General features: G+C 63.1%; 16 protein-coding genes. 2 read left to right on the plus strand and 14 right to left on the minus strand.

Annotation, left to right across the window (positions count from 1 at the left end; genetic code table 11):
• Nucleotides 1-59: 59 nt before the first annotated feature.
• From ACFMO7_RS17620 to ACFMO7_RS17650, 7 genes are all read right to left on the minus strand, one after another.
• A complete protein-coding gene (locus ACFMO7_RS17620; RefSeq protein ID WP_376796797.1) occupies nucleotides 60-1,460 on the minus strand; it encodes a GH1 family beta-glucosidase in 1,401 nt (466 codons plus the stop codon).
• A gap of 182 nt (nucleotides 1,461-1,642) precedes the next feature.
• Entirely contained in the window at nucleotides 1,643-2,689 is a 1,047-nt protein-coding gene (locus tag ACFMO7_RS17625) for an ABC transporter permease (protein ID WP_376796798.1), read from the minus strand.
• Nucleotides 2,690-2,821: 132 nt separating this feature from the next.
• Nucleotides 2,822-3,793: an ABC transporter permease gene (locus ACFMO7_RS17630; protein ID WP_376796799.1), complete on the minus strand. Its 972-nt coding sequence runs from the start codon at nucleotides 3,791-3,793 to the stop codon at nucleotides 2,822-2,824.
• Nucleotides 3,794-4,177: 384 nt separating this feature from the next.
• On the minus strand, nucleotides 4,178-5,881 hold the full coding sequence (locus tag ACFMO7_RS17635) for an ABC transporter substrate-binding protein (protein ID WP_376796800.1): 1,704 nt from the start codon (nucleotides 5,879-5,881) through the stop codon (nucleotides 4,178-4,180).
• Between the two features lie 311 nt (nucleotides 5,882-6,192).
• A complete protein-coding gene (locus ACFMO7_RS17640; RefSeq protein WP_376796801.1) occupies nucleotides 6,193-7,779 on the minus strand; it encodes a glycoside hydrolase family 16 protein in 1,587 nt (528 codons plus the stop codon).
• A 472-nt stretch (nucleotides 7,780-8,251) separates the two neighbouring features.
• Nucleotides 8,252-9,409, minus strand: a complete 1,158-nt coding sequence (locus ACFMO7_RS17645; RefSeq protein WP_376796802.1) for a LacI family DNA-binding transcriptional regulator — start codon at nucleotides 9,407-9,409, stop codon at nucleotides 8,252-8,254.
• Between the two features lie 409 nt (nucleotides 9,410-9,818).
• Nucleotides 9,819-11,549, minus strand: coding sequence for a cellulose binding domain-containing protein (locus ACFMO7_RS17650; RefSeq protein ID WP_376796803.1), 1,731 nt, complete (start codon nucleotides 11,547-11,549; stop codon nucleotides 9,819-9,821).
• 363 nt (nucleotides 11,550-11,912) lie between these two features.
• Here ACFMO7_RS17650 and ACFMO7_RS17655 point away from each other — a divergent pair, with 363 nt between their 5' ends.
• The gene (locus ACFMO7_RS17655) at nucleotides 11,913-14,246 is read left to right on the plus strand and encodes a xanthine dehydrogenase family protein molybdopterin-binding subunit (RefSeq protein WP_376796804.1); all 2,334 of its coding nucleotides are present in this window, start codon (nucleotides 11,913-11,915) and stop codon (nucleotides 14,244-14,246) included.
• A gap of 326 nt (nucleotides 14,247-14,572) precedes the next feature.
• Here ACFMO7_RS17655 and ACFMO7_RS17660 read toward each other — a convergent pair whose 3' ends face one another.
• The 7 genes from ACFMO7_RS17660 to ACFMO7_RS17690 form a co-directional block, all read right to left on the minus strand.
• On the minus strand, nucleotides 14,573-15,652 hold the full coding sequence (locus ACFMO7_RS17660) for a DUF929 family protein (RefSeq protein ID WP_376796805.1): 1,080 nt from the start codon (nucleotides 15,650-15,652) through the stop codon (nucleotides 14,573-14,575).
• 220 nt (nucleotides 15,653-15,872) lie between these two features.
• Nucleotides 15,873-16,973 (minus strand): tagatose 1,6-diphosphate aldolase, encoded by a 1,101-nt coding sequence (locus tag ACFMO7_RS17665; RefSeq protein ID WP_376796806.1) that lies wholly within the window; start codon nucleotides 16,971-16,973, stop codon nucleotides 15,873-15,875.
• 70 nt (nucleotides 16,974-17,043) lie between these two features.
• On the minus strand, nucleotides 17,044-18,069 hold the full coding sequence (gene iolG, locus ACFMO7_RS17670; RefSeq protein WP_376796807.1) for an inositol 2-dehydrogenase: 1,026 nt from the start codon (nucleotides 18,067-18,069) through the stop codon (nucleotides 17,044-17,046).
• Nucleotides 18,070-18,191: 122 nt separating this feature from the next.
• Entirely contained in the window at nucleotides 18,192-19,136 is a 945-nt protein-coding gene (locus tag ACFMO7_RS17675) for a TIM barrel protein (RefSeq protein ID WP_376796808.1), read from the minus strand.
• A gap of 262 nt (nucleotides 19,137-19,398) precedes the next feature.
• Nucleotides 19,399-21,285 carry a 3D-(3,5/4)-trihydroxycyclohexane-1,2-dione acylhydrolase (decyclizing) gene (iolD, locus tag ACFMO7_RS17680; protein WP_376796809.1) on the minus strand — a complete coding sequence of 629 codons (1,887 nt, stop codon included), beginning with the start codon at nucleotides 21,283-21,285 and terminating at the stop codon, nucleotides 19,399-19,401.
• A gap of 193 nt (nucleotides 21,286-21,478) precedes the next feature.
• Nucleotides 21,479-22,525 carry a 5-dehydro-2-deoxygluconokinase gene (iolC, locus tag ACFMO7_RS17685; protein WP_376796810.1) on the minus strand — a complete coding sequence of 349 codons (1,047 nt, stop codon included), beginning with the start codon at nucleotides 22,523-22,525 and terminating at the stop codon, nucleotides 21,479-21,481.
• 378 nt (nucleotides 22,526-22,903) lie between these two features.
• Nucleotides 22,904-24,010, minus strand: a complete 1,107-nt coding sequence (locus ACFMO7_RS17690) for a LacI family DNA-binding transcriptional regulator (RefSeq protein ID WP_376796811.1) — start codon at nucleotides 24,008-24,010, stop codon at nucleotides 22,904-22,906.
• 210 nt (nucleotides 24,011-24,220) lie between these two features.
• Here ACFMO7_RS17690 and ACFMO7_RS17695 point away from each other — a divergent pair, with 210 nt between their 5' ends.
• Entirely contained in the window at nucleotides 24,221-25,081 is an 861-nt protein-coding gene (locus ACFMO7_RS17695; RefSeq protein WP_376796812.1) for a radical SAM protein, read from the plus strand.
• The last annotated feature ends 181 nt before the right edge of the window (nucleotides 25,082-25,262 follow it).

Raw genomic sequence — 25,262 nt, forward strand, 5'->3', positions numbered from 1 at the left:
AGCCAGGAGAACGAGCGCCCCACCCTAGCCAGAGCCGGCGTTTCTTTGCTCAGCGGGGCCTACGAGCGGCGGGAGCGAGAGCGGAAGGCCTGCACCAGGGCGGCGTACCAGTGGCCACTCTCCTTGATCACGCGGCGCTGCGACGCATAGTCGACGTAGACGATTCCGAAACGCTTGCGGTAGCCCTCGGCCCACTCGAAATTATCGAGCAGCGACCAGACGAAATAGCCACAGAGCGGGGCGCCCTGCTCGAGGGCCTCGGCACAGGCCCGGATATACGAAGCCAGGTAAGCCACGCGGCGCGGATCGTGGACCGTCTCGCCGCCGTCCCATTCATCGGGGAAGGCCGCCCCATTCTCCGTCACGTAGAGGCACTTGACCGGATAGTCGCGGCTCACATCGAGCAGCAGATCGCGCAGGCCCTGGGGGAAGATCTCCCAGGCCATATCGGTATAGCAGGCATTGGGGACCGGCGAGACCGTGCGGCACTGGTCGGCCAGAGGCGGCTCGGGGGAGCCGCGCACCAGCATGCGCGAATAGTTATTGACCCCCAAGAAATCCACCGGGGCGGCGATCAGCTCCAGGTCGCCCTCGGCGATCGGGGGAGGATTGAGGCCGAGGGCCGCAAAGAGGCCCTCGGGATAGCAGCCGCGATAGAGCGGGTCAAGGAACCAGCGATTAGAGAACGCATCGGCCAGGGCCACATCGCGCAGAGTTTCCGGCCGCTCATCGGCCCCATAGACCTTCACCAGCACCTGGGCCGTCCCGATCTGAGCCTGGGCGGGCAAGACGGCCCGCATCCGAGGCAGGGCCAGGCCGTGAGCCAACAAGAGATGATGAGCGGCATCGACCGCCGCCTGACGATCGCGCAGGCCGGGGGCATGGGCGCCCACCCCATAGCCCAGATAGGCGCTACACCACGGCTCATTGAGCGTCATCCAATGAAGGACGCGATCCCCGAGTCGGCGCGCCACCACCTCAGCGTAATCGGCGAAGGCGTAGGCCGTCGAGCGCACGCGCCAGCCGCCCTCACGCTCCAGGGCCGAAGGCAGGTCCCAATGGTAGAGCGTTGCGAACGGCTGAATGCCCTCCTCCAGCAGAGCATCGACCAGGCGATCATAGAAATCCAGGCCCGCCTGATTCAGGGAGCCGCGGCCCTCGGGCAGCACCCGCGGCCAGGCAATCGAAAAGCGATAGGCATTCAAGCCCAGGCGTCCCATCAGGGCCACATCCTCGCGGTAGCGATGGTAATGATCGGCGGCCAGGGCGCCGCTCTGACCATCGGCCACCTTCCCCGGCGTAGCCGAAAAATCATCCCAGATCGACGGGCCGCGGCCATCCTCGGCCACCGCCCCCTCAACCTGATAAGAAGATGTCGCGGCCCCCCAAAAGAAGCCCGTTGGAAAGCGTTCAGCCAGGTCCTCAACCGCCTGGAACGAGACAGTGGGGATACTCGTCATGCCTTCTCCTGTTTTCTATCCTCTCGGGAATAGTGAAGTCTCACGTCAGAGAGCAGCCAGCGGAGCTGCTCAGCCGGCGGCGCCGGCCCGCCCTGCCGCCTCCCTGCCGAGGAGAGGAGAGGGAGGACCGAAGCCGCCGGCGGCCGAGACCGCGCAAGGCGGCGAGAGGTGATTGCCCCTCACTAGCCTGCCGCCGCGGCGCCGCGCCCCAGCATCTGCCGCAACAGGCGTTTACTCGGGCGCGCCTCGCTGCGCAGGCGCGGATTGGCCACCTCATCGATGCCGAAATTGATCAGGGCCAGCCCGGCCCCCAGCAGAGCGATACACAGGCCAGGGGCAGCAAACCACCACCAGGCGCCCAGCAGCAAAGCATCGTTATTCTGAGCCCAGTAGAACATCGTGCCCCAATCGACCACCGTCACATCGCCCAGGCCGAGGAACTCCAGGCCGGCAGCGGCCAAAATCACATAGATCGCCGTCCCGACAAAGCCGGCGGCCACAATAGCGATCTCGTTCGGGAAAATCTCAAAAAAGATGATGCGCCAGGTCGACTCACCGCTCGAGCGGGCCGCCTCCACGAAATCGCGCCGGCGCAGCGAAAGCGTCTGAGCGCGCAGCACGCGCGCCTGATAGGCCCAGCTCGTCAAGGCGATCACCGCCGCCACCGTCAGCGGCCCCTTAAAGGGCACATAGGCGGCCAGCAAGACCGCCAGCGGGAAGCTCGGCAGCACCAGAAAGACATTGATCAAGAGCGAGAGCACCTCATCGACGATTCCACCCAGGTAGCCGGCGCACAGGCCCACCAGAACCGAAATGGCCGTCACCACCAGGCCCGTGGCCATCCCCCAGAGAATCGAGACGCGCGTGCCCACCACCAACTGACTGAAGATATCCTGCCCCGTCTGGGTTGTCCCCAGCCAGTGGCCCGGCGAAGGCGGCATCAAGACATCGTTCGACAAGGCACTCGGATCCGTATGGATAAAGAACGGTCCCACAAGAGCCACCAGGAAAAAGAACCCCACAATGCACATTCCCACCATCGCCTTGCGATTCAGCGTAAAAATGCGCCAGAGGCCCATCCAGGGCCGTTCAGAAACCGGGGCAGGCCCAACGCTCAGACCCGGCAGAGCGGTCAGCGCGCCGTCCCCGGCAGCGGGGGCGCCCGTCTCCTGCCCTGGTTGACCGACCGGGGTCGCCACTGGCTCCGACGGCTGCGGTAGTATGGCCATGATCGATCACTCCTTCTCTCTCGTTGAGGTGCTCAGTGCGCACCAGGCGCTCAGCCACCTGCCCCTGGTCGGGTCGGGTCGGGCCAGCGGTTAGTTAGGGCCACCAGGCCAGACCAGAGCAGGCCAGACCGCCTAGCGCACGCGCGGATCAAGCACCAGATAGACCAGATCTGCCAGGAAATTGGCGCCCAGGACCGCCAGGGCGATCAGCAAGAAGATGCCCTGCAGCAGGGGATAATCGGAGTTCTGGGCGGCCTGCAGCAAAGCGAAGCCGACGCCGGGATAGGAGAAGACCACCTCTGTCAAGAGCGAGCCAGCCACCACAAAGCCCAGCGAGAGGGCGAAGCCGGTCACATTCGGCAGAATAGCGTTGCGTGCCGCATAAGAGAACATCACGCGGCGCTCGCTCAGGCCCTTAGCCTCAGCCAGCAGCACATAATCCTCGGTCAGCGTCGTAATCATGGCATTGCGCATCCCGAGCATCCAGCCGGCGATCGAGGCCAGCACGATTGTGAAGCCGGGCAGGAGCGCATGGTTAAGGGCGCTCAGCAAGAAATCCGGCGTCAGAGCGACGGTCAGCGACGTATCGTAGCCGCCGTGCAACGGGAACCAGTTCAGAGTATAGGCCAGCACATACAAGGCGATCAGAGCCAGCCAGAAATATGGGATAGCCGAAAAAAAGGTCAGGAAAGGTGGCAGCACATTATCAAGAAACGAGCCGCGCCTCCAGGCGATAAAGACCCCGAGCAGCGACCCCAAAACGAAGCTGATCAAGACCGAGGTGCCGACCAGGGCCAGGGTCCAGGGCAATTCCTGGGCCAGGACCGTTGCCACCGGCGTAGGGAAGTAGGTAAAGGACGTCCCGAGATCGCCGTGGAGCAAGTTCCCCAGGTACTGAAGGTACTGCATCCACAGCGGATCATGCGTAATGCCAAACTGCAGCTCCAGGGCATGGATGGCCTGGGGCGTCATGCGGCCCTGGAAGCGCGCCATCAGCGCCCCTGCCGGGTCGCCCGGAATCAGGCGAGGAATGATGAAATTCAGCGTAATCGAGGCCCACAGGGCCACCAGGTAGAAGCCGAGGCGGCGCAGTAAATGCCTCATCTGGGTCTCCCTTCTGCCCAGCGAAGCCAGGCAGCGCCTGCCGCCGGGTAGTAGCCGAAGTTGTTCCTTACTATCTTATCGCTGTCAGCGAGTTGGAAAGCCTGTCGAAAGAGAGCCCGTTGCTGTCCTGTTTTTGAAGCAAGCCCGTGCCCAGTAAGGCAGGTATCATTCCCTTTTGCCATTCCCACGCATCCCGGCCTCCTCTCTCGCTGATCGCAGCCCGCGGTCGGTCAGGGTCGCCCAAGGCCAAACCGAACGGCGCGCCCGCCGCCGCGCTTAAGATCAGAGGGGGCGAGCCGGAGGGAAGGAGGGAGGGAGCCGATGCGGAGGGAGGTGGAAGGGCCGCACCCGATCGGCCCCTCCACCTCACCTACGCACGGGGTTTCAGGCAACGGGCTTCAAATTCAAGGCCACCACTTCGGCATCGGGGAAGTCGAAGGGAGCCGGGGAAGCGTAGGCATTATTAGCATCCGGCCAGCCCGTGAAATTGCGGCTGCTGTACTCGTACCACGTGGCCCCATAGACCAGCGGAATGCTCGGCAACTGCTCCACCATGATCTGCTGCAGACCATAGAGAGCCTGCTGCTGCTGCGCCTGATCGGTGGTCGTGGCATACTGGGCCAGCAGCTTATCGGTCGTCGGGTCTATCCAGCGCTCCCAGTTCGAGGAGGCCGGCTTGCCCAGCGGCGCGCTGTTGGTGCTGTTGAGCAAAGAATTATAGAGGTAGAACGGCGTCGGCCCCGGGTTCGTCCAGGAGATCGCCATATCGTAGTTGCCCATCTGCAGGGCGCTGAAGTAAGCGTTGAAGGAGATCGAGTTGACCTTCGCATCGATGCCGATCGCCTTCAGATTGCTGGCGATGATCTGGACCGCCGTCACCCAGTCGGTCCAGCCGGTCACCACATTGATCTGGAACGACAGCTTCTTGCCGCTGCTGTCGACATAGATGCCATCGGCCCCCTTATGGAAGCCAGCGCTATCGAGCAACTGCTGCGACTTGTTGGCATCCTTGGCGAAGGAGACGTTGGCGTACTTGGGGTTGAGGAAGCTCTGGTTGGCCGGCAGCACCAGGCCGGTCGGGCTGGCCACCGGCTCATAGCCGCTCTCGGCTACCTTGTAGATCTGCTCGCGGTCGATCGCGGCGCTGATGGCCTGGCGCACGGCCAACTGATTGAACGGCGCCTTGGCCGTATTCAAATACAACATCACAATGTTGCGGTTGGGGAACCAGTAGTGATTGTGGGCCGGGTCCTTCGCCACGTAGGTCTGCTGGATATTGGGCGTAAAGAGGCCGGTCCAGTCAACATCGCCGCGGCTGAGCAACAGCTCGGCGCTCGTATTCGAATCGAAGGCCGGATAGCGGATCTCATCGACCGCCGGCTTTCCGGGCTGCCAGTAGTTCGGATTCTTCTTGAGGGTGATCAGCTGGGGCGAGAAGGACTTGAGCATGAAGGGGCCGGTGCCGATCGGGTTGGCATCGACGAACTTGGTGGGGTCGCCGGCGCTGGCGTACTCATGCTTCGAGACGATCCAGGTCTGGCCGGCCAGATACCACAGGATCGGCGAATAAGGGGTCTTCAGTGTCACCGTCACGGTCTGGTCATCGGGAGCCTGCACGCTCTGCAAGTACTGCCAGAGGCCGCTGCCGTCCGCCGTCGGATACTGCTTGAGCATCTGCAGCGTGAAGACCACGTCCGCCGAGGTAAAGGGCTGCCCATCCGACCACTTGACATTGGGACGCAGATGGAAGGTCAGTGTCTTGGCATCGCTGGAGAACTGGTAGCTCTCGGCCAGCCAGGGCGTGATCTGGCTATTCATGCGGTTGAAGAAGAGCAGGGTCTCGTAGATCATGCCCTGGGAGCCATAGTTGGCGTTGGCCGAGTAGGGGCTGAAGCCGTTGGTGAAATCGCCCTTGGGACTGGGAACGACCGTCAGCACATGGCTCTTGTTGGACGAGCTGCTCGAGTTGCCCTGGCCACAGGCGGCCAACAGCAGCAGCAGGCCAAGAGCGAACAGCGAGAGCGCTATGCGTCCAAGGCTCGCCCGCGAGCCGGAGCGCGGCGAGGAGCGAGAAAGGTGCACGAACATAGCGAACCTCCTTGCGAACAGAATCGGACGTCGATCAAGCGAACCGGACAACGTATCGTGATGGTCAACACTGGACCAACCTGCCCCGCGGGACCGCCTGCCTGTTTGTCTGCCTGCCGGAGCAGGGACAGCAACCATTGTCCCAATGGCAAGCGAGCAGAGCGGGCAGCCCCAGCCGACACCGGCGAAGGCGCCGGCTGGGCAAACCTTCTCGCGCTCAGGCGAGAGCGAACTCAGGTCAACAGTTGGACCGATGGGTAGACAGGCGGACAGACTGACACACGGACAGAGGCGCGAAGCGTCTGCCCCGCTCAGGGATGCGTCCAGGTATAGGTCGACGTATCATACTGCAGGCCGTTCTTCTGGTAGGTGAACGAGTAGGTGATCGTCTGGCCTGAACTCATCCCGCCCGCCGTATACTGCCACTGGCCGGCGCTGCTGTTGTAGCTCATCTGCACGTTCTGTTGGGCCTGGCCCGGCACCGTATAGTGCAGGATCACATAGCCCGCCGTCCAGCCGCTCGGCTGAAACCAGAAGAGGGCCTGGGTTGCGCTCACGCTGTTGACCCCCTGGCTGAAGCCGCTGCCACTCGAGGAGGAGCCAACCGTGTAACTATAGGTTGGGGTATCGTACTGCAGGCCGTTCTTCTGGTAGGTGAACGAGTAGGTGATCGTCTGACCTGAGCTGACACCGCTGACCGTATACTGCCACTGGCCGGCGCTGCTGTTGTAGCTCATCTGCACGTTCTGTTGGGCCTGGCCCGGTACCGTATAGTGCAGGATCACATAGCCCGCCGTCCAGCCGCTCGGCTGAAACCAGAACTGCACCTGATTGCTGCTGAGAGCGTTGACCCCCTGCGAGAAGCCATTGCCACCGCTGGCCGTTGGGGTGGGGGTTGGGCTGGGGGCCGAGGTAGCCGTCGGGGTTACCGCCGAGCCATTGGCTGTATAGACGCGCACATAGTCGACCAGCATCGGCACGCCGGGCTGAGTAGCCGAGGTCGGGCCACCGCCGAAGGCCGCCGGGAAGCCGCCACCGATAGCCAGATCGAAGATGATATAGAAGGCATGGTCGACGGCATTAGCCCAGGTCGTGGCATCCACCTGGTTCGCGCTCACCGTAAAGTAGTTGTTGCCATCCAGGTACCAGCGAATCTGCTCCGGGGAGACGCTGCGATCGATGATGACCGTATAGGTATGGAAACCTGTCTGGCAGCCAGGGCAAGGCTTCTGGCCGCTGCCGATCCCGTTCGGCTCGTTGCAGGGGCCACCGGGGTAGGTACCACAGTGCATCGTCCCAAAGACCGAGCTGAGGCCATTGACATCCTCCATAATGTCGACCTCGCCATCCTTGGGCCAGTTATGGTCGGAGCGATAAGGGGTGCCCAGCATCCAGAAGGCCGGCCAGTAGCCAAGGGCGGCATTGCCGGAGACGTTGGGCTGCTGCAGCGAGGCCGTCACCTCCAGCTCGCCCCCCGGGGGAGCGGCGAAGCTATCGTTGACCGTCTCGATGCGGCCAGAGGTCCAATTGCCATTGGCGTCGCGCAGCGGCGTAATGGCCAGGTGACCGTTGCCGTCCAGGGAGACATTGGCCGTACTACTGGTCGTCGTCTCGATCTCGCCGGTGCCGTAGCCGGTGCCGATGTCGTAGATCCACTGCGAGGTATTGAGCGAGGAGCCAGCAGGCCCATTGAACTCATCGCCCCAGACCTGGGTCCAGGTGGCAGCATGGGCCTGGGGGGCCGTGCGAGCCACCAGAAGCAGCCCGGTCGAAAGGCAGACCACCAGGGCACAGACGGCGAAGAGGAGCCACTTAAGGGGCAGCCTCCGGAGCAAGCCCGTGCCAGAACGAGCAGACTCATCAACATCCCTGTGAACTCTACGCTGAGGTATCCGCATCCAGTACTCCTTTCTCCTGCGGAAAAGTTGTCAGCTGCAGCGCAGCTGAGCGGGCAGCACTCCCCTGGGCCTGAAAGCATGCCAGAGGCGGTGCTGCAGTGCCGGCCTCGCGTCGGCTCCGGCGCCGGCAGCGGTGGCCAGCAGCCACAACGCGCTGGCCAGCCTGTTGCTCACCCCTCCTCATCACCCCTCCTCGGGCGGCGCCTGCCGGGCCAGCAGCCTCGTTGCCCGATCGTTCCCGCCGACCCGCTCGGGGAGGAGGGAGCGGTCTCAGAGCTGGCGAGCGCCGGCAGGCGCGCCTCCTGGCCAGCCAGAAAGCAGGACAACAGTATGACAATACATACTGTTCTCCAGCCGAGAGGTACATCCATGCACCCCGAATGAAGCGTTGGTCAGGCAGAGCGGGCAAGCGTGGGTAGCAAGAGGCCCTGGCTCAGAAGGCTCCACATCCTTTGGAGCGAGCGAGCCGGCATCAGGCGGGCACACTTGACGCTCGTACTACCAGGCTGGTCTCTAGCTGTATATGGATGGTCTTGTCCGCGTGATAGGGAGCTGCAGGCTCACGCAGCGCGCGGGCGGAGTCGGCGGCTGGGGCGGCGGCAGCCAGCGTTGAGGGGGCTTTCCCTGCCCCGTCGCAGTTGTCGCCTTCAGCGGCTCGTGCCCGTGGCAAGACGTGATCGGGATCGACCATCGTGAGCAGCAGCTCGATCGCCTTAGCCCCCATCTGAGAGAAGGGCTGGCGCACCGTTGTCAGCGGGGGGCGAACATGGGACGAGACCAGGTTATCATCGAAGCCAACCAGGGCGACATCCTGGGGAATCTGAATGCCTTGCTCCTCGGCCACCTCCAGAAGGCCATAGGCCATCTGATCGTTGGCCACAAAGATCGCCTCGGGCCAGCGCTCTCGCTCGCGGGCGAACAGCTCGCGGGCGCAGCGGCGGCCACTGGCGGGATCGAACTCGCCCTGCAGGAGCAGCTCGGGATCAGGCTCCAGCCCGGCCTCCCGCAGCGCCCGACAGTAGCCCTCGAAGCGCTCCTGGGCGCAGTAGTAGCGCTTCGGCCCCATCACATGGGCGATGCGCCGATAGCCCAGCTCCAGCAGATGGCGCGTCGCCAGATAGCCCCCGGTACGATTATCCACCCCCACCCAGGGACAGGGGAAGCGCTCCGGCGGCTCCTGGTCATTGATCATGACCATCGGCAGCCCGCGCTCAAAGTGCTTGAGCAGATGGGGAGTCAGGTCGCAGGGCAGAATCGCCAGCAGGCCCGAGACCATGCGCAGCGACAGAATGCGGTCGACAACGTCCGTGTGGGTGGGATTCTCAAAATTGATGCTATAGAGGACCATCTCGTAGGAGGTTCGCTCGATATACTCCGCCACCCCACGCAGCATCTCCGGAATCGCTGGCCAGGTCAGCGGCGGGGTCAGGACTCCGACCAGGCGCGTCTTACCGCCGGCCAGGCCGCGCGCGGTCACATTCGGCACAAAGTTATACTCACGCACCACCCGCATCACACGCTCGCGCAGCTCGCGACTGATGGCCGGATAATTGTTGAGCACGCGCGAGACGCTCGACTTCGAGACCCCGGCCAGGCGGGCAATATCCTGGATGGTCAGCTTCTCGTCCATTGTCGGTCTCTCCCACGTCTAAGGCTCTCTTGAACTGGTTCCGGCGCGGGTAGTGCTGACTTCTGGAACCGGTTTCTGGCGAAACTATACCATTGAAACCGGTTTCCGTCAAGCCTTCCGGGACTTTTTTTTCGCAACAGTTTCGTGACAGGAGGAAGCCAGGAAAGAGGAGGCTCTCAGGAGAGAGGAACCAAAGGGAAGAGGCCAGCTCCGGCGTGGGGAGGAAAAGAGACCGCCCGGGCCAGAAGTGCTGATAAGGAGGGGCCCCGACGGGGACCCCTCCTCACCCTGATTCCAGTACGCTCACTGCGACGGCCGCGGTCGCGAGGGGAAGAGATCTGCTGGTCCTCCCGCCAGGGCCGGCTCGCCAGACCGGCTCAGGTCCGCCGGCCGGCCCCTGCAGGGGATGTTACTGGAGACTACAGGCTACGCCATTGAGAGTGAAGCTCGTCGGGGGTGAGTTTGTGCCATTCCAGGTACCGTTGAAGCCCGGGGCGCTCCCCAGGGTTGCCCCCGCCGCGATGGTGGCGTTATAGGAAAGATTGGTGATGGTGACGGTGCTGCCCTGCTGGCTGAAACTGCCGTTCCAGCCCTGAGTAATTGTCTGCCCGTTCGGGAAGGTGAACCTGAGCGTCCAGCCATTGATGGCCGTGCTGCCGGTGTTGGTAATAGCGATGCTGGCTCCGAAGCCGCCCGGCCACTGAGCGGTGATCGTATAGCGCACGCGGCAGCTCAGGCCGCTGGCGGGAGTTGGCGTCGGCGTCGGCGTCGAGGTCGGCGTCGGCGTAACCGTCACCGTGGGCTTGGGAGTTGGGCTAGGCGTCGGCGTCGGGCTGGCGGCAGGGGTCGCTGTCGGCGTGACGGTCGCTCCCGGGGTCGGCGTCGTCCCCGTACCAGGGGCACCGCCCGATTTCTGCTGCTGGTGCTGCGAGTGCTGCATGAAGATGGCTAGCTCGGGAGCACCGTGGGTGACGCCGTAGATGCTGTCGGGATTGCGCGCCACGTACATCCAGAAGTTGTCCCCGTCGGCGTCGTCCTGCTCCAGTGTGCTGTAGAACATGGTCCACCAGCCTGTGCGGTTGCCGACGTCAGAGCGGCTGTTGAACTCGCCAAGGATAAAGGGCTTGCCCACAACGTTGTGCGAGTCGCTAACCCATTTGTTGATGACTTGCTGGGCCTGGCTCATGCTCAGGTTGGCCCAGCTCTCCGTCGGGTAAAAGTGGGCGGACGTGAAATCGATATATGGAGATTGATGGATATAGACAAAAGGATTGCCGGAGTTGCCGCCGTAGCCGTAGGCGGTACCCTGGCCTTCGAGGCCGGTACCCAGCATATGGTTGGGGTCGATGCTCTTGATAAAGGCCCCCATCGTGTCAACCCAGGCTCGCAGGGTGGTGCCGGTGGTGCTCTCGTCGGGGGTGGCGTTTTCGTAGCGCGGCTCGTTCATCAGCTCCCAGGCAAAGATGGTCGGCTCATCTTTATAGGCGATGCCAGAGTAGTGGTTGACGTGATTGAGAGCGTAGGAAACGTAATTCTTGTACTGGGTGAAGCAGCCCGGGCACTGCTGCTGGTTGAAGAAGCGCCAGCGATTGGACTGGCCGGTGGGCAGTCCTTCCCACTGCAGGCGGGTGTCGATGCCACCATACGCCTCCCAGTAGTTTTCAAAAACGGGGATGAGGCGGATGTTGTGGGCTTTGGCCGATTGAATGATGTAATCAAATTCATCGAACTCGGCGACATTGTAGACACCCTTGGCCGGTTCGAAGCCGTGCCAGGTCTCGTGGTCAAACATCCAGGTTCGGACGACGGTGATGCCATCGCTCTGGGCATTGCTGAAGTAGGCGTCGATGGCCGCTTTGTCCATGTACTTGTTTTCGATGTCGTCCTGCGTGCTGCTGCTGCTGCCGTCGCCAAAGGTGAAGATGTCGTAGCTGTTGGCTCCGGCATAGTAGAAGAGTTGGCCATTGAGGCAGAAGTGGATACCGCAGCGGGTGACGAAGCCGGAGGCCGCTTGTGCGGCATGACGCGGGCTACTTGCGAGGAGCAGGCTGCTGATGGCCGCCAGGACGGTAATAGCTGCGCAGCTCAGCAGCGAGGGAAGGAGTCGGCGTACGAGCTTCATGCTCCTGGTGCTCAACATGCTGCATCCTTTCTCGGGCAGGTCCCCTATGACATTCCTTGCTAGCTAAGAGCATAGAGCCTGGCGCGGGGTCCGGCCAGAGCAGGTAGCAGGCATCTGGCAGTCATTGCCTTGACAGTTGGGGAGGGAGGCCTCCTCTGGCCTGATCAGGACTGGCCTGGCTAGCGTCCTCCTGCGTTGGGATAGATAGGGCTTGACGGAGCCGCCGGCCCTGGCGTTCAATGGAAAGCGAGGCCGTCCTGTCCTGTTCGGCACGCGGATGAGACTGATCTTCTCTTTCTTGCTGGTTGAGTCTGCTGCCGGCGGTGTTGGCACGAGCCTTTTTCTCCTCTCTCTGCAGGAAGCGAAAGGAGGCCTTTGGAGATGCTGCATGAAGCGCCAAGGCGGGCGTCGTCTGTTTTGATTGGGACGGCGCTCCCTCGTCTGGACGGAGAAGCCAAGGTGAGCGGGCGCGCTCGCTATGCAGGGGATCGTCTGCCAGCGGGACTGCTTCACGCCCGCCTGGTGACCAGTCCCTATGCCCATGCTTCTATTCGCCACATCGATACGTCGGCGGCCCTGGCGCTGACGGGAGTGGTGGCCGTTTTTACGGCGGCGGACCTGGGCCTGCGAGCCTCGGACGGTAGCGTCCGCTCGTTAGAGCCGCTGGCGCGCGGCGAGGTTTGCTGGTGCGGGCATCCTGTGGCTCTGGTCGTAGCGGAGACAGAGGCCCTGGCTGAGGACGGGGCCGCCGCGGTCGAAGTTGACTATGAGCCGCTGCCGGCGGTTCTTGATCCCGAGGCCGCCTGTCGGCCCGATGCTCCCCGCGCCTGTTTGCAGAGCAACTTTCGGGAGGTAGTGCGGCAGAGCCATACGCTCTTTCTGCCGCCGGGCGCTTCGCTTGAGGAGGAGGGCCTTTCCCCGAATGCTGCCGCTCTTCCGCCGCTGCGCCAGGGCCAGATCGAGGAGGGTCTACGACAGGCGGAGATTGTGGTGGAGGAGCATTATACGACCCTGCCGGTGCATCAGTCGTATTTGGAGCCGCAAACGGTCCTGGCTGTGCCCGATCCCCTCACGCGGCAGTTGACGATCTATTCCAGTACGCAGGGACTGCTCAACGCGCGCCGGGCAGTGGCGCTGGCTCTGGGGCTGCCCGAGCGCCAGATTCACGTCGAGCCGGTACCGGTCGGTGGTGGCTTCGGCGGCAAGGAAGTGTTGCTTGAGCCGCTGGTAGCGGCGGCGGCCATGCAGCTGCGCCGGCCAGTACGCCTGGTATATACGCGCCAGGAGGAACTACTGGCCGGCAATCCAGCTCCGCAGACGGCGATCACGGTCAAGTTGGGAGCGCGCCGGGACGGGACTCTGACGGCTATCCAGGTGCGCATGATCCTGGATTCGGGCGCCTATCCCTATGCGCTCGCCGGGCTGAGCGGCTTCCATTTCAGCAACCTCTACCGTTGCCCCCATCTTGATATCCGCTGCTATCTCGTGCAGACCAACAAGCCTGGCAGCGCCGCTTATCGGGCCCCAACCGGTCCTCAAGCCTATTTTGCTTTGGAGTCGACGGTCGATGAGCTGTGTCGTCGACTGGGCCTTGATCCTCTCGAGTTCCGTCTGCGCCATGCTCTGCGCGAGGGGGACCCGCGCGTGCCAGGAGGGCGCTGGCCGCGCATCGGCCTCGTGGAGTGTCTGGAGGCGGTCGGCAACCACCCGCTCTGGCGTGAGCGTCAGAGCGCCCGCAGTGAGTTGCCGGCTGAGTTAAAGGGCTGGAGAGTTGGGATTGGCCTGGCAGCGGGCGGCTGGCCAGGGGCCACGGAGCCGGCGGCGGCCCTCTGCCGCCTGGAAGATGATGGTACTGTCACGGTGATCGTCGGCAGCGTCGATATGTCTGGCTCCGATAGTTCCCTGGCCTTGATTGCGGCTGAGGTTTTGGGCCTGCCCGCGCGTGCGGTCACGGTGATCCATGAGGGCAGCGATTCGATGCCCTACAGTGGCTTGACGGCGGGCAGCAAGACGACCTACGCCGTTGGCTCGGCTGTCCTGGCAGCCGCTCAGGATGCGCGCGAGCAAATTCTGACGATCGCGGCAGAGCTGTTGGAGGCGGCCCGCGAGGATCTTGAGTTGCGCGATGGCCGGGTGGTTGTGCGTGGCGTTCCCGACAAGTACGTGACGCTGCCGCAGGTAGCCATTCACTCGACCGGCTTTGGTTCTCGCCATGCGCCTGTCTTTGGCCGCGGTCGCTCGGCTAACGCTGTCTCCGGCCCGATGTTCGCCGTGCATCTGGCCAAGGTCGCTGTCGATCCTGAGACGGGTGAGGTGCGAGTTCTGGACTACGTCGCGGCCCAGGACGTGGGCCGGGCCCTGAACCGCGGAGAGGTAGAGGGTCAGATCTATGGCGGCGTGGCACAAGGGATCGGCTGGGCTTTGCTGGAGGGCCTGGCTTATGGTGAGGAGGGCCAGTTGCTGACGGGCACCTTGATGGACTATGCCCTTCCGCATAGCCAGGATGTGCCTTCGATCACGCCGCTCATTGTCGAGGTGCCCTGCGAGCTAGGTCCCTTTGGGGCCCGTGGGGCAGGTGAGCCGCCGGTAGTTCCGGTGGCTGCCGCCATCGGAAACGCCCTGCGTGAGGCGCTGGGCGTGCGCCTGACAGAGCTGCCGATGACTCCCGAGCGCATCTTGCGGGCCTGGCAGCAGGCTGGCGCTGGCGTCTCCTGACGTGCACTGAGCTGCTCGCCGCCGCGGGCCATCCACTGCGCTGAGCGATTCTCTGTGGCGCCCAGCGCGCACAGCCTTCATGGCTGCCGGGGACCTGGCCTATTCCTGGTCTGCCTGTGGCCGCCTCTCCCGCCTGGTAGCCCAGAGAGGACGATGACCTAGAGAAGGGCAAACGGGCCGTGAAAGGGGGAGCCATGCTCTCCGCTCTCTTCTGCTCACGGCCCATTTGTCCTTCCTTATGATGCGTAGGCAAAGCGATAGCGGTCTTGTCCAGTTGTTCTCTGACGGTCCTCTCCTCTGGCAGCCTGCAAGATCGCCGATCTGGCCTAGGGCCGGCGAAGGCGAAGGAAAGGCCGGAAGGCGATCATCCCCAGTGCCGTCGTCAGGAGGTCAGACGGCAGGCTGGCGGATGGCGTGGGTGTAGGGGCATAGGGCGAGCGCGGCAGTTGCTTCTCGATGAATTGGATATAGGAAGCTTTGCAGACGCTGGCCGGCTGATCCCCTGTCGCTACGCAGATAGCGGCGGTCAAGTAGTTAGCAACCCCGAGGATGTTCCTGGCCACGGGGGTATTGGGATCGGTCAGTTGGAGGGCGATGTCGCGCTGGGAGAGCCCGGTGAGAATACTGGGATCAAAGCTCTGGCCCCGCACAAGGTAGAGATTGGCAATATCGAGGAAGGGGATGCTGCCGTCGGGATTGAGCGAGGCGATGATTTGCTGCTGTTCCACGTTTGGCCCTTCCAGGGGATGGCCTTCGCGATCTTCCAGCTCAACTGGCGCGAAGTCCAGGTAGGCGCTCTGGTAGGCACTGCCATGAAAGGTAAAGGTGGCGGTGTTGGGGTAGGCATCCGTGTCGGAAGAGGTGGTCTCAGGCAGCTTGCTAAAGGTGCCAAAGCGGCTCAGGGCTACGACAACAGGCCAGCGCTCGGCAGCGCAGTAAGGGCAGAACTCAGCCCCCCAGTAGAAGAACTCGGGTTTGCCGCTGGGGCCGCGCAGCATCGGACGATCGGCGATGACGCGCAGGGGGCTTGACAGGTTACCGGTGCCCACTTTGGAGAGCTGACTGTTGCTGATCAGGGCCAGGTCGTTCATGACTTGCGGGTCGGTGGCCGAGCGACTGCTGCTTGTGGGACCGCTGGCACTCTGGTGGCCGAGAAAGAAGAAGAGACCAACGAGCGCTCCGATGAGGATCAGGGTCGCCCCTACCAGCCACCAGCGATAGAGGCGCCAGGCCGAGTTTGTCCGCCGTCGGCCTGTTCGTTGTAGCTGTCTGCCTGGTTTGGGCGCTCTGGCTTCAGCTTGCGATTGCTTGCCGGCAGAGCTGGTGAGGGCCTGAGACTTGCGTCCCTGTGCGCGGAGCTGGGAGGTGGCAGGACTGGCTTGCTTCTTCGATGCAGATGAAGACATGGTTCTCTCTTCCCTGAATGCAGATTGTAGACTGTCCGTCCCTGAACAAGGCTCGCTTTCGCCTGAACGCTTGAGGCCAGCGAGATGACAGGCGATACTCACATTATAGCATGCCCGCGGACGGAGCCGCACGCTCCGCCCGCCCCTGTCAGGAAGCCAGTCGCCTGTCTCTCGCTGCGCTTACGCGCTCTTTCTGCCCCCCTCCGCCCTGGCCCAGCCGTCAGGGCGTCTCTCCTGGGGGGTTGCCGGGAGCGGCCTCCCTGCTCTGCTGGCCCTGATCGGGTCCCTCCTGCCATTGCCACCAGGGCGTGGCACAGCGGCGCAGGACGCGAGCGATATCCTGGATCGCCGCCACGCCGTCCCTGCATAGCCAGCGTTCCAGGGCGGCAGCGCCCTCTCTGGCATAGATGGCAACGCCCTCCTGCCAGATGGCGCGGCCGCAGACCACGCCGCAGAAGGGGACGCCGGCCTCGGCAGTCAGCTCCAACAGCTCGCAGACGGTGGCGGCGCGGTAGCCAGCGCTCAGATAGACGAGAGGCTTCGAGGAGGCCATCCCGACCAGGCGGAGCTGCTCAATGGCCTCCTCGCGCGAGTAGACACGAGCCTGCAGCTCGCAGGAGCGCAGGCCAGCTACGCAGGTCGGGACGATGGGCCACTCCACTTTCAGAACATCGACACCGTAGCGTGCCTGCCCGAACTCCGCCACCGTGCGGGCCAGGTAGGTCGGCTTGAGATAGGCAAAATCCAGGCCGCTCGTCTCAGCGGGGAATTCGTCGCTGGCATAGACCAGGGGCTCCAGAAAGAAGGGGACTCCCAGAGCCTGGCACTCGGCCCCTACGCGCTCGACATAGGCTTGCTTGACGCTATTGATTTCTGGGCTATCAAAGGGGTTGTAGTACAGCAGGACCTTCACAGCCTGGGCACCAGCCTCTACCAGCCGTCGCACGCTATAGTTCGGGATCAGCTCGGGCGGTTGATCGCGTCCATTGGGACCATACCCCGAGCGCTCGTAAGCGAGCATCACGCCCGTGCCGGGGTGGCGCGCGCTCAGAGCCTCCAGGCCATACTCGGGATCGAGCAGTACAGCGCTGGCGTAGGGAGAGAGGATCTGCGTGACCAGGCGCTTGAAGGTACGCAGATCGGTAGCATCGACTTCCCTCCGTCGGGAAGGGCGGGCGGCGGCCAGCGCCTGTGCCAGGTTCGTTCGATGGTCAATAGCCAGGGCCGTGATGATGCCATGCTCATCGGCGCAGGCCCGGAGCCTGCTCGCCTTCATCTGCCTGGCACTGGGACTTACGCCTTCTCTACCACAGACTGTCATCTCTCCTCCTTCGGCAGAAAACCTCTCCATCTTGTTGCCACCTCACCTTGTCCGCCGCCTGCGCTCTTCTTCACATCCAGGCCACCTCTCGCAGGGGAACCGGACGATGCTCCAGCAAAGAGCGCTGGGCCGCCAGGGCGATTGCCACCGAGATGCGGCCATCGTGCCCGCTGACGGGCACAGGCCGATTGTCAAGCACCGCCTCGACGAACGCCTGCAGTTCGGCGGCAAAGCTCTCGCCATAGCGCTCCATAAAGAAGGGCAGGGGCAGATCGCGCCGCACCCCGTGGCGGTCGCTGATCAAGGCCGTATTAGGATAGACGTTGTCGACAGCGATGCTCCCCTCGCTGCCGAGCAGTTCGACGCGCTGGTCATAGCCATAGCTTGCCCGGCGACTGTTGCTGATCGTAGCGATTGTCCCATTGACGAAGCGCAGGGTAACGGCGGCGTGGGCCACGTCTCCGACCATAGCTATTTCTGGCTCGTTCAGGCTGTGGGCCAGGGCAAAGACCTCTTCGACCTCGCTGGCCAGTAGGAAGCGAGCCATATCGAAATCGTGGATTGTCATATCGAGAAACAGCCCGCCTGAGACACGCAGATAGTCAACAGGCGGGGGAGCAGGATCGCGGCTAGTGATGTGGAGCATCAAGGGCAGACCGATCTCTCCCTGCTCGACAGCCTGCCTGACACGGCGAAAGTTCGCGTCGAAGCGGCGATTGAAGCCTATCTGTAGTTTGACTCCCGCCCGCTCGACAGCGGCCAGGGCCTGATCGATGGCCTGCAGGTCCAGTGCCAGCGGCTTCTCACAAAAAACGTGCTTGCCAGCGTGGGCGGCCTCCTCAATCAGCCGGGCGTGGGTACTCGTCGGCGAGCAGACGAGGACCGCCTCGACCTGGGGGTCTGCGAGGACCTCCCGGTAGTCCGGGCAGTAGCGCGCTATGCCATATTCGCGGGCGCAGGACTCAGCGGCCTCAAGGCAGGCATCGGCCACGGCCAGTAGCCGGACGCGGGGAATACGAGTTGTCAGATGGCGAGCATGGAGACGTCCGATTCGCCCCGCCCCGATCAAGGCCACCTTTAGTTGTTCAGCGGTCATATCGTCCTCTTTTTCTTTTCCTTTCCTTATAATGCTGCCTGGGAGGATTCAGAAGGCCACAGCCGGGTTCTCTTCCGCCAGCATCTCTTTCCTCTTTGGAGCGGGCCTCTTCGCTGGCGGAGCTAGAGACCAAGCCTGCTCAAGTACTGGCGATTGCGGAGGGCGCTCAGGTAGGGGCTGCCCATCTCTGGCAAGACGTCCTGCTCGACCACAATCCAGCCTTGGTAAGCGTGGTTCTGCAGCCAGGCCAAGACAGCCGCAAACGGTACCGCTCCCTGGCCCAGCTCACAGAAGAGGCCGTGACGCAGAGCAGTAAAGTAGTCCCATTGCTCAGCGCGGGCCTGCCGTGCTACCGTTGGCGAGCAGTCCTTAAAATGGAGATGCCAGATGCGCGGAGCGAAGCGCTGGAGAGCATCTTCAATCAGCTCCGGCTCACAGCGGCCACTGCCATAGAGATAGTGGCCCGTGTCGAAGGCCAGACCGATTATCTGCGGATCGGTCAGGTCCAGGAAGCGGGCGATCTCCTCGGGCGTTTCCACGTAGCCGGCGCAATGATGGTGGAAGGCCGTGCGCAGTCCGGTGGTCTCGTAAACCGCACGGGCCACTATCTCGCTATGGCGAGCGAAGAGGCGCCACTCGTGAGGGCTGAGTCCCTGAGCGGAGGAGATTCGCCCGGCGCAGGAGGTGCGCAAGGGATCGCGGCCATTCTCATCGGCCAGCAGGAGCAGCGGTCTCCAACTGTCCCCCCTGGCCTGGGCCACAGCGGAGAGAAGCCGGGCCGTACGCAGAGCCTGCTCCAGGCCCCTCGGCAGCATCTTTGTTTCTTTGAGCGCGATGGGGACAAAGGCGGCCACCAGCGTCAGGGCGCGCTGGCTCAGGGCCGCGGCCAGGTGCTCCGCTTCCGTGGGCAGGTAGCCCCAGTCTCCTAGCTCGGTCCCCTCGTAGCCAGCAGCTCGCAGCTCATCCAGCATCTGTTCCCAGGAAATGGTCGGCCCCCGAGCCTCCTCGAACTCCAACGTTCCCCACGAGCAGGGCGCGTTCGCCACGCGAACGTTCTCCAATGCCATGTCTGCTCACCTTGTAGATCAAGCAAGAAAGCCAGCTAGAACGAACGAAAAATAAGCATACGGCCGCGGTTTCCCGCTACGCTTCTCCTTTCGCTCCGCCTCTTCCGCTGCGCGGCCTTTCCTTTCCCGCAACCTTGCGGACACGAGGGTCCCCGTCGCGCCTCATCTCTCGCTCTTCAAAGCGGCATCCCCGTGTCTCTATGCCGTCCGCTATCTGGTCCGGTGGCTGTTGCCTTCCGTCCGCTGCGGCCATATTCCATGACTATAAGAAGTATCGTTCCTCGGTGCGCATCAGCTCCCACTCGCGGCGAGCGGCCTGGACCTGAGGGCTGGAGCTAACCTCGGCCACGGCCACGTCCCACCAGCTTTCATAGGCGGGGACGCTCTCGTAGCGGTCGCACTGCACATAAATCAGCGTTGTGCGATCGAGCGAGCGAGCGATCTCCAGAGCGGACATCACGTCGGCGCTATCGCGGCAGCGGATCACGTAAGCGCCCAGGCTACGAGCGTTCTCCGCCAGATCGACGGGGAGGGGGAGTACCTCTGAGCCGGCCTCATCGCCGGGCAATCTTCCATTGCGGGGATAGACGTAGCGTGTTCCAAACCCGTCCTGACCGAGCGAGCGACTCAGGGAGCCGATGCTTTTGAAGCCCTGATTATCGAAGAGCACAATCACCAGCTTATAGCCTTCCTGGATGGAGGTGACGATCTCGCCATTCATCATCAGATAGGAGCCGTCGCCGACCAGGACGTAGACCTCACGTTCGGGGGCAGCCATTTTTGCCCCCAGGCCGCCGGCGATCTCATAACCCATACAGCTATAGCCATACTCCAGATGGAACTGCTTCGGATGGCGGGCGCGCCAGAGCTTATGTAGATCACCTGGCAAGCTTCCGGCGGCGCAGACGACGATCCCATCGGGCGAGCCGCACTCATTGACGACTCCGATCAACTCCCCCTGTGAAGGCAGCGGTCCGTGACGCAGGCCATAGATGCGCGAGACCTCGGCCTCCCACTCGCGATGCAAGGTCTCGGCGCATTCCTGATGCTCGCGCGGCACCCGATAGCCCGCCAACAGCGGCAGCAGTTCCTCCAGGGTCGCGCGGGCATCGCCAACCAGCGAGAGAGCCAAATGCTTGGCCGCATCGAACTCCGATACATTAATATTGATGAAGCGGACGTCTGGATGGCGGAAGGCCGTCTTCGAAGCCGTCGTGAAGTCGCTATAGCGTGTGCCAATACCGATGACCAGGTCGGCCTCGCGGGCCACCCGATTCGCGGCGAACGTGCCCGTTGCTCCCACAGCCCCCAGATTGAGCGGATGATCGAAGCGCAAACTGCCCTTGCCGGCCATCGTTTCGGCCACAGGAATGCCGGTTTCGGTCACCAGGCGCTCCAGCAGAGAGCAAGCTTCGGAATAGATCACCCCACCGCCAGCGATAATCAGCGGGCGTGCACTGGCCCGAATCCAGGCAGCGGCCTCCTCCAGTCGCCGGCGATCGGGGCGTGGACGCGGCACATGCCAGACCCGCTTGCAGAAAAACGCCTCTGGGTAAGTATAGGCCTCCGTTTGCACATCCTGGGGCAAAGCCAGAGTCACCGCCCCCGTCTCGGCCGGGCTGGTCAGGACGCGCATCGCCTCGGGCAAAGCCGTCAGCAGCTGCTCCGGGCGCGTAATCCGATCCCAGTAGCGGCTCACCGGCTTAAAGCAATCGTTGACCGAGACATCCTGAGTATGCTCTGACTCCAACTGCTGCAACACCGGGGCCACATTGCGCCGGGCGAAGAAATCGCCTGGCAGCAAGAGGACCGGCAAGCGGTTAATGGTGGCCGTGGCCGCGCCGGTGATCATATTGGTGGCACCTGGCCCGATCGAGGAGGTACAGGCGAAGGTCTGCAGCCGGTTCTTGACCTTGGCGTAGGCAATAGCCGTATGGACCATCGCCTGCTCGTTGCGTGCCTGGTAATAGCGGAAATCGGGCATCTCCTGGAGGGCCTGGCCAATGCCGGCGACATTGCCATGACCGAAGATGCCAAAGCAGCCGGCGAAAAAGGGCTGCTCCAGGCCATCGCGTTCCACATACTGATTGCGCAGAAAGGCGATCAGGGCCTGCGCCATCGTCATGCGTCGACCAGCGTGCTCGCTCATTGTTCTCCTCCGGGTGGTCAGCTCACTCACAATCAACCTGATGTGACGGATAGCGCCCAGTCCAGGTGGCGAGGTAAGAGGAGGCCTCTCTCCACGGCCTATCTCGCCCCTGGCTTCACTCGTGCATCGACGTCCTCAGCCTCCTGCCTGGCCCTGCCAGCCAGCGCCCCAGAGACCCCATCGAGGATGAAGGTTAGAGGCCACCGCGCTCCTCGATAAAGGCCATCACCTCAGCGTAGGTCGGCATAAAATCGGCACAGCCATGCCGCGTCACCAGAATCGCCCCGCAGGCATTGCCCAGGCGTGCGGAGCGATACCAATCCCATCCCATCAGCCGGCCATAGAGCAATCCTGCGGCAAAGGCATCGCCGGCACCCAGAATATTCTGGACCGTCACAGGGAAACCAGGCACCTCGAGGCAGCGAGGAGTGTCAGATGGGTCCGCAGACGAAGCCAGGTGGACCCGTGAGCCACAAGCGCCCCGCTTCTCCACCAGGACCTGTGGCCCTCGTCGCAGCAGCGCACGGATCGCCTCCTCGACATCGCCGCCAACCCGAGCGTCGGAGATCTGCGAGTGGGTCACCTGTACCTGCCCAGGATCGCGCAGCATCGCCGCCTTGATCTCGTCCTCGGTGCCGAGGACCAGATCGACCAGCGGCAGAGCGGAGCGGATCGCCACGCCGAAGGCCCGCTGGTCGTGCCACTGGTCGGGACGATAATCGATATCCAGGACCACCGTCGTTCCCTGCTCACGGGCCAGTTCGGCAGCCAGCAACGTGGCGCTGCGACTCGGCTCCTTGCTCAGTCCAGTACCGGTAATCAGCAGAACGTGGCAGTCACCCAGCGGTGTTGCCAGCACATCGTCGATCGTCAGCTCAATATCAGCGCAGTGGTCGCGATAATAGGTCAGAGGAAAACGATCGGGCGGCTGGATGCCCAGCACTACAGCGCTACTGCGATAGCCGGGCTTGCGCACCACGTAACGTGTCTCCACGTCTTCGCGACTGAGGAAGTGGAGGATAAAATCGCCAACCTGATCATCGCCGACGGCGGTTAAGAGCGCCGAGCGCAGTCCCAGCCGCCGAGCGCCGACACAGATGTTTGTAGGACAGCCGCCAACATAGGCGGCGAAGCTTCTAATCTCCTCGAACGGCGCTCCAATGTCGTTGGAGTAGAGGTCGAGGGAAGAGCGCCCCATCGCGACGAGGTCATAGGCTTTCCGCCAACGTTCCAGTTCCATCGGCCAGTCTCCCTTATGGTCCCTAATCTCCTTTGACTGAGCAGGTAGCCAGCCAGCCAGACCAGTTCAACCGATCTCCCCCAACGAGAGGAGCGCCACTTTCCCGCCTCCCTGTCCAGTCCCGCCACTCGCACCTCACCTCGAAGACCCTCCTGGCTCATTCCCGCGCCGCGATCAGCCAGAAGCCGCTTGCTTGATCTGTCCTACGGACAAGCGCTTGTAAGGCTGAGTTAAGAGGCCGATAGGCTTGGTCCGCCACACCAGCGCCGAGCCAGGTGGCCGCTTCGCGGGCCGCTGGAAAAGGGACCAGCCGACAGCCCCGATCTGGGACGGGCTGGCGCCACCTGGCAGCCCTGGGCAAGCAAGCCTTTGGTCCGCCTAGCCTCTCCTCTGAGCGCGAGGTACCTGGCCGGAGGGAACCGAAGGTGGGGCTGTGCTCTCGCGAACCACCAGCTCCGGAGCAAGCACATGGTTGTGCCCCTCCTGCTCATGCAGCAGATCAAGCAGCACCTGCATCGCCAGGCGCCCCAATTCGATACGTGGTTGGCGCACCGTCGTCAAGGGTGGGATAACGCAGCTGGCCATCTCGATATCGTCGAAGCCAACCACACTTAGCTCACGAGGAACGGCGATGCCGCGACGGTAACAGGCCATGAGGGCGCCAATCGCCATCATATCATTCTGGCAGAAGATCGCACTCACCCCCGCCTCGAGCAGGCGCGGGAGGGCGCGGCGCCCGCAAAGGACATCCTCCTGGGGAGAGGCCTCTTCTGCGGCCATGATCGTCACCCAGTCCTCACGTGGGACCAGGCCGGCGCTGGCCAGAGCGGCCCGATAGCCCTCCAGCCGCTGGCGGCAGGAGCGTGGGCGGCTATTCGTGCCCAGGTAGCCAATGGAGCGATGCCCGAGTGCCACCAGGTGCTCGACCGCCAGCCTGGCTCCGACCAGATCATCCACCGCTACCCAGTGAAGCAACTCGTACTGCGACTCAGCCTGGCTGTTGATGAGCACCGTCGGCACCCGAATCTGATCGAGCCGCTGCTTGTATTCTCCCGTCATCCGCGAAGAAGCCACCAGAATGCCATCGACGCGCCGACGGTGAAAGGTCTCGATTACGGCGATCTCCTGCTCGGGATCGTTGTGGGTGGCGCTCAGGAAGACGCTGAGGCCAGCCGAGCGCGCAACCTCCTCGATGCCACGCACAACCTCGCTCAAGAAGGGATCGGCGATCGAGGTCACCGCCAGACCAACGGTGCTGGTACGCCGCGTCTGCAGGCTCTGGGCAATAGCGTTGGGCGTATAGCCCATCTCCAGCGCCAACTGCTGGATGCGCTTGCGTGTCTCCTCGCTGATCAGGGGGCTATCGCGCAAAGCTCGTGACACGGTCGTATGGGAGACGCCGGCCACGCGCGCGATATCGGCAATCGAGACCTCGCGCGAGCGTCTGGTAGCGGCAACTCGACCGCCGGCTGGTGGGCTACTCACTCTGCTCCTGTTCCTCCTTACCTGCTGGGGATCGGTAACTGGACCGCCCTGGCTTGGGTGTTTGCACACGTGTGCATTAGCAGTATAGAGGATGTCATGGGTTGCTGTCAAGGGGGTTCTGCCGCTTTATTAAAAGGGACAGAGAAACTTATCTGGAGGCTTTGCTATTCTGAAAAGGCGTGCCGGCGCTCAAGAGGAGGGAGAGACTGCATGCATATCTCTTGTGTGGAGGCCAGCAGTATTCTTACGCCACAGCGCGGGGGATTTTTGGTGACGCCTCCTTATCCGTTTACGCACGCGCTGTCGGTCTATACTGGTTGCGCCTACGGCCAGACGTCCTGTGGCCAGTACTGCTATGCGCGCTTCCTGCCGAACTGGAAGACGGCCGGGAATGGGGTTCCCTGGGGGCAGGCAGTGCAGGTAAAGGCCAACGCGCCAGCTCTTCTGGAGAGGACGCTGAGTCGCATGTCTCCTGAGCAACGAAGCCGCTTGCGCATTTTTATGAGCACGACCACCGACCCCTATCAGCCTCTGGAGCGGCGTTATCGGGTGACGCGCCGCTGCCTGGAGGTCTTCGCCTCCTTTCCTGAGCCGGATCTGCTGGTAGTGCAGACGCGCTCTCCGCTGGCGGAGCGCGATCTCGATCTGCTGCTTCAGATTCCCTATGCCTGGCTCTCGGTGACTATCGAGACAAACGATATGGAGTATTTGCGCCATCTCGGGGGTGGGCCGCCACTGGAACGGCGCTGGCAGTTGGTGCGTCAGGCCAGTGCTCTGGGGGTAAAAACACAGATCACAATTAGCCCTTGTCTGCGTTTTACTGATGTCAGGACCTTCGGGGAACTGCTCCTTGAAAGTGGCGCACGTCGTTTGGTCGTGGATACGGTTGAGGGCGACGGCGCGGGCGGCAAGCGCACGGCGCAGACTCCTTTCGCGCTTAAGGAACCGGCCTGGAAGGATGTGCAGCCGGCCCGCGCGCTCTATGCCTATTTGTGCGCGCAGGGGCCGGTCCGCGGCGTGGCTATCGGCTGGGGTGCCAGTGGTTTTTGCGGTATTGCTCCTCGCCATTAGCTGGTTCCCTCTGGCCTGCCAGCGTCGCTTAACCGGCAGGAGAGAGAAGGACCTTGCTCTTTCGCTGATGGTGCTGAACAAGTCCTCCTGCCTGGCCAGGCCCGCGTCACCCGGTGGTGACGGCGAGCGGCACTTGCCCGGCGAGAGGAGAGCATGCTATAATCTGGCAGCCCCTTTTGCA

The sequence above is a fragment of the Thermogemmatispora sp. genome (assembly GCF_042408735.1).
GTDB lineage: Bacteria > Chloroflexota > Ktedonobacteria > Ktedonobacterales > Ktedonobacteraceae > Thermogemmatispora.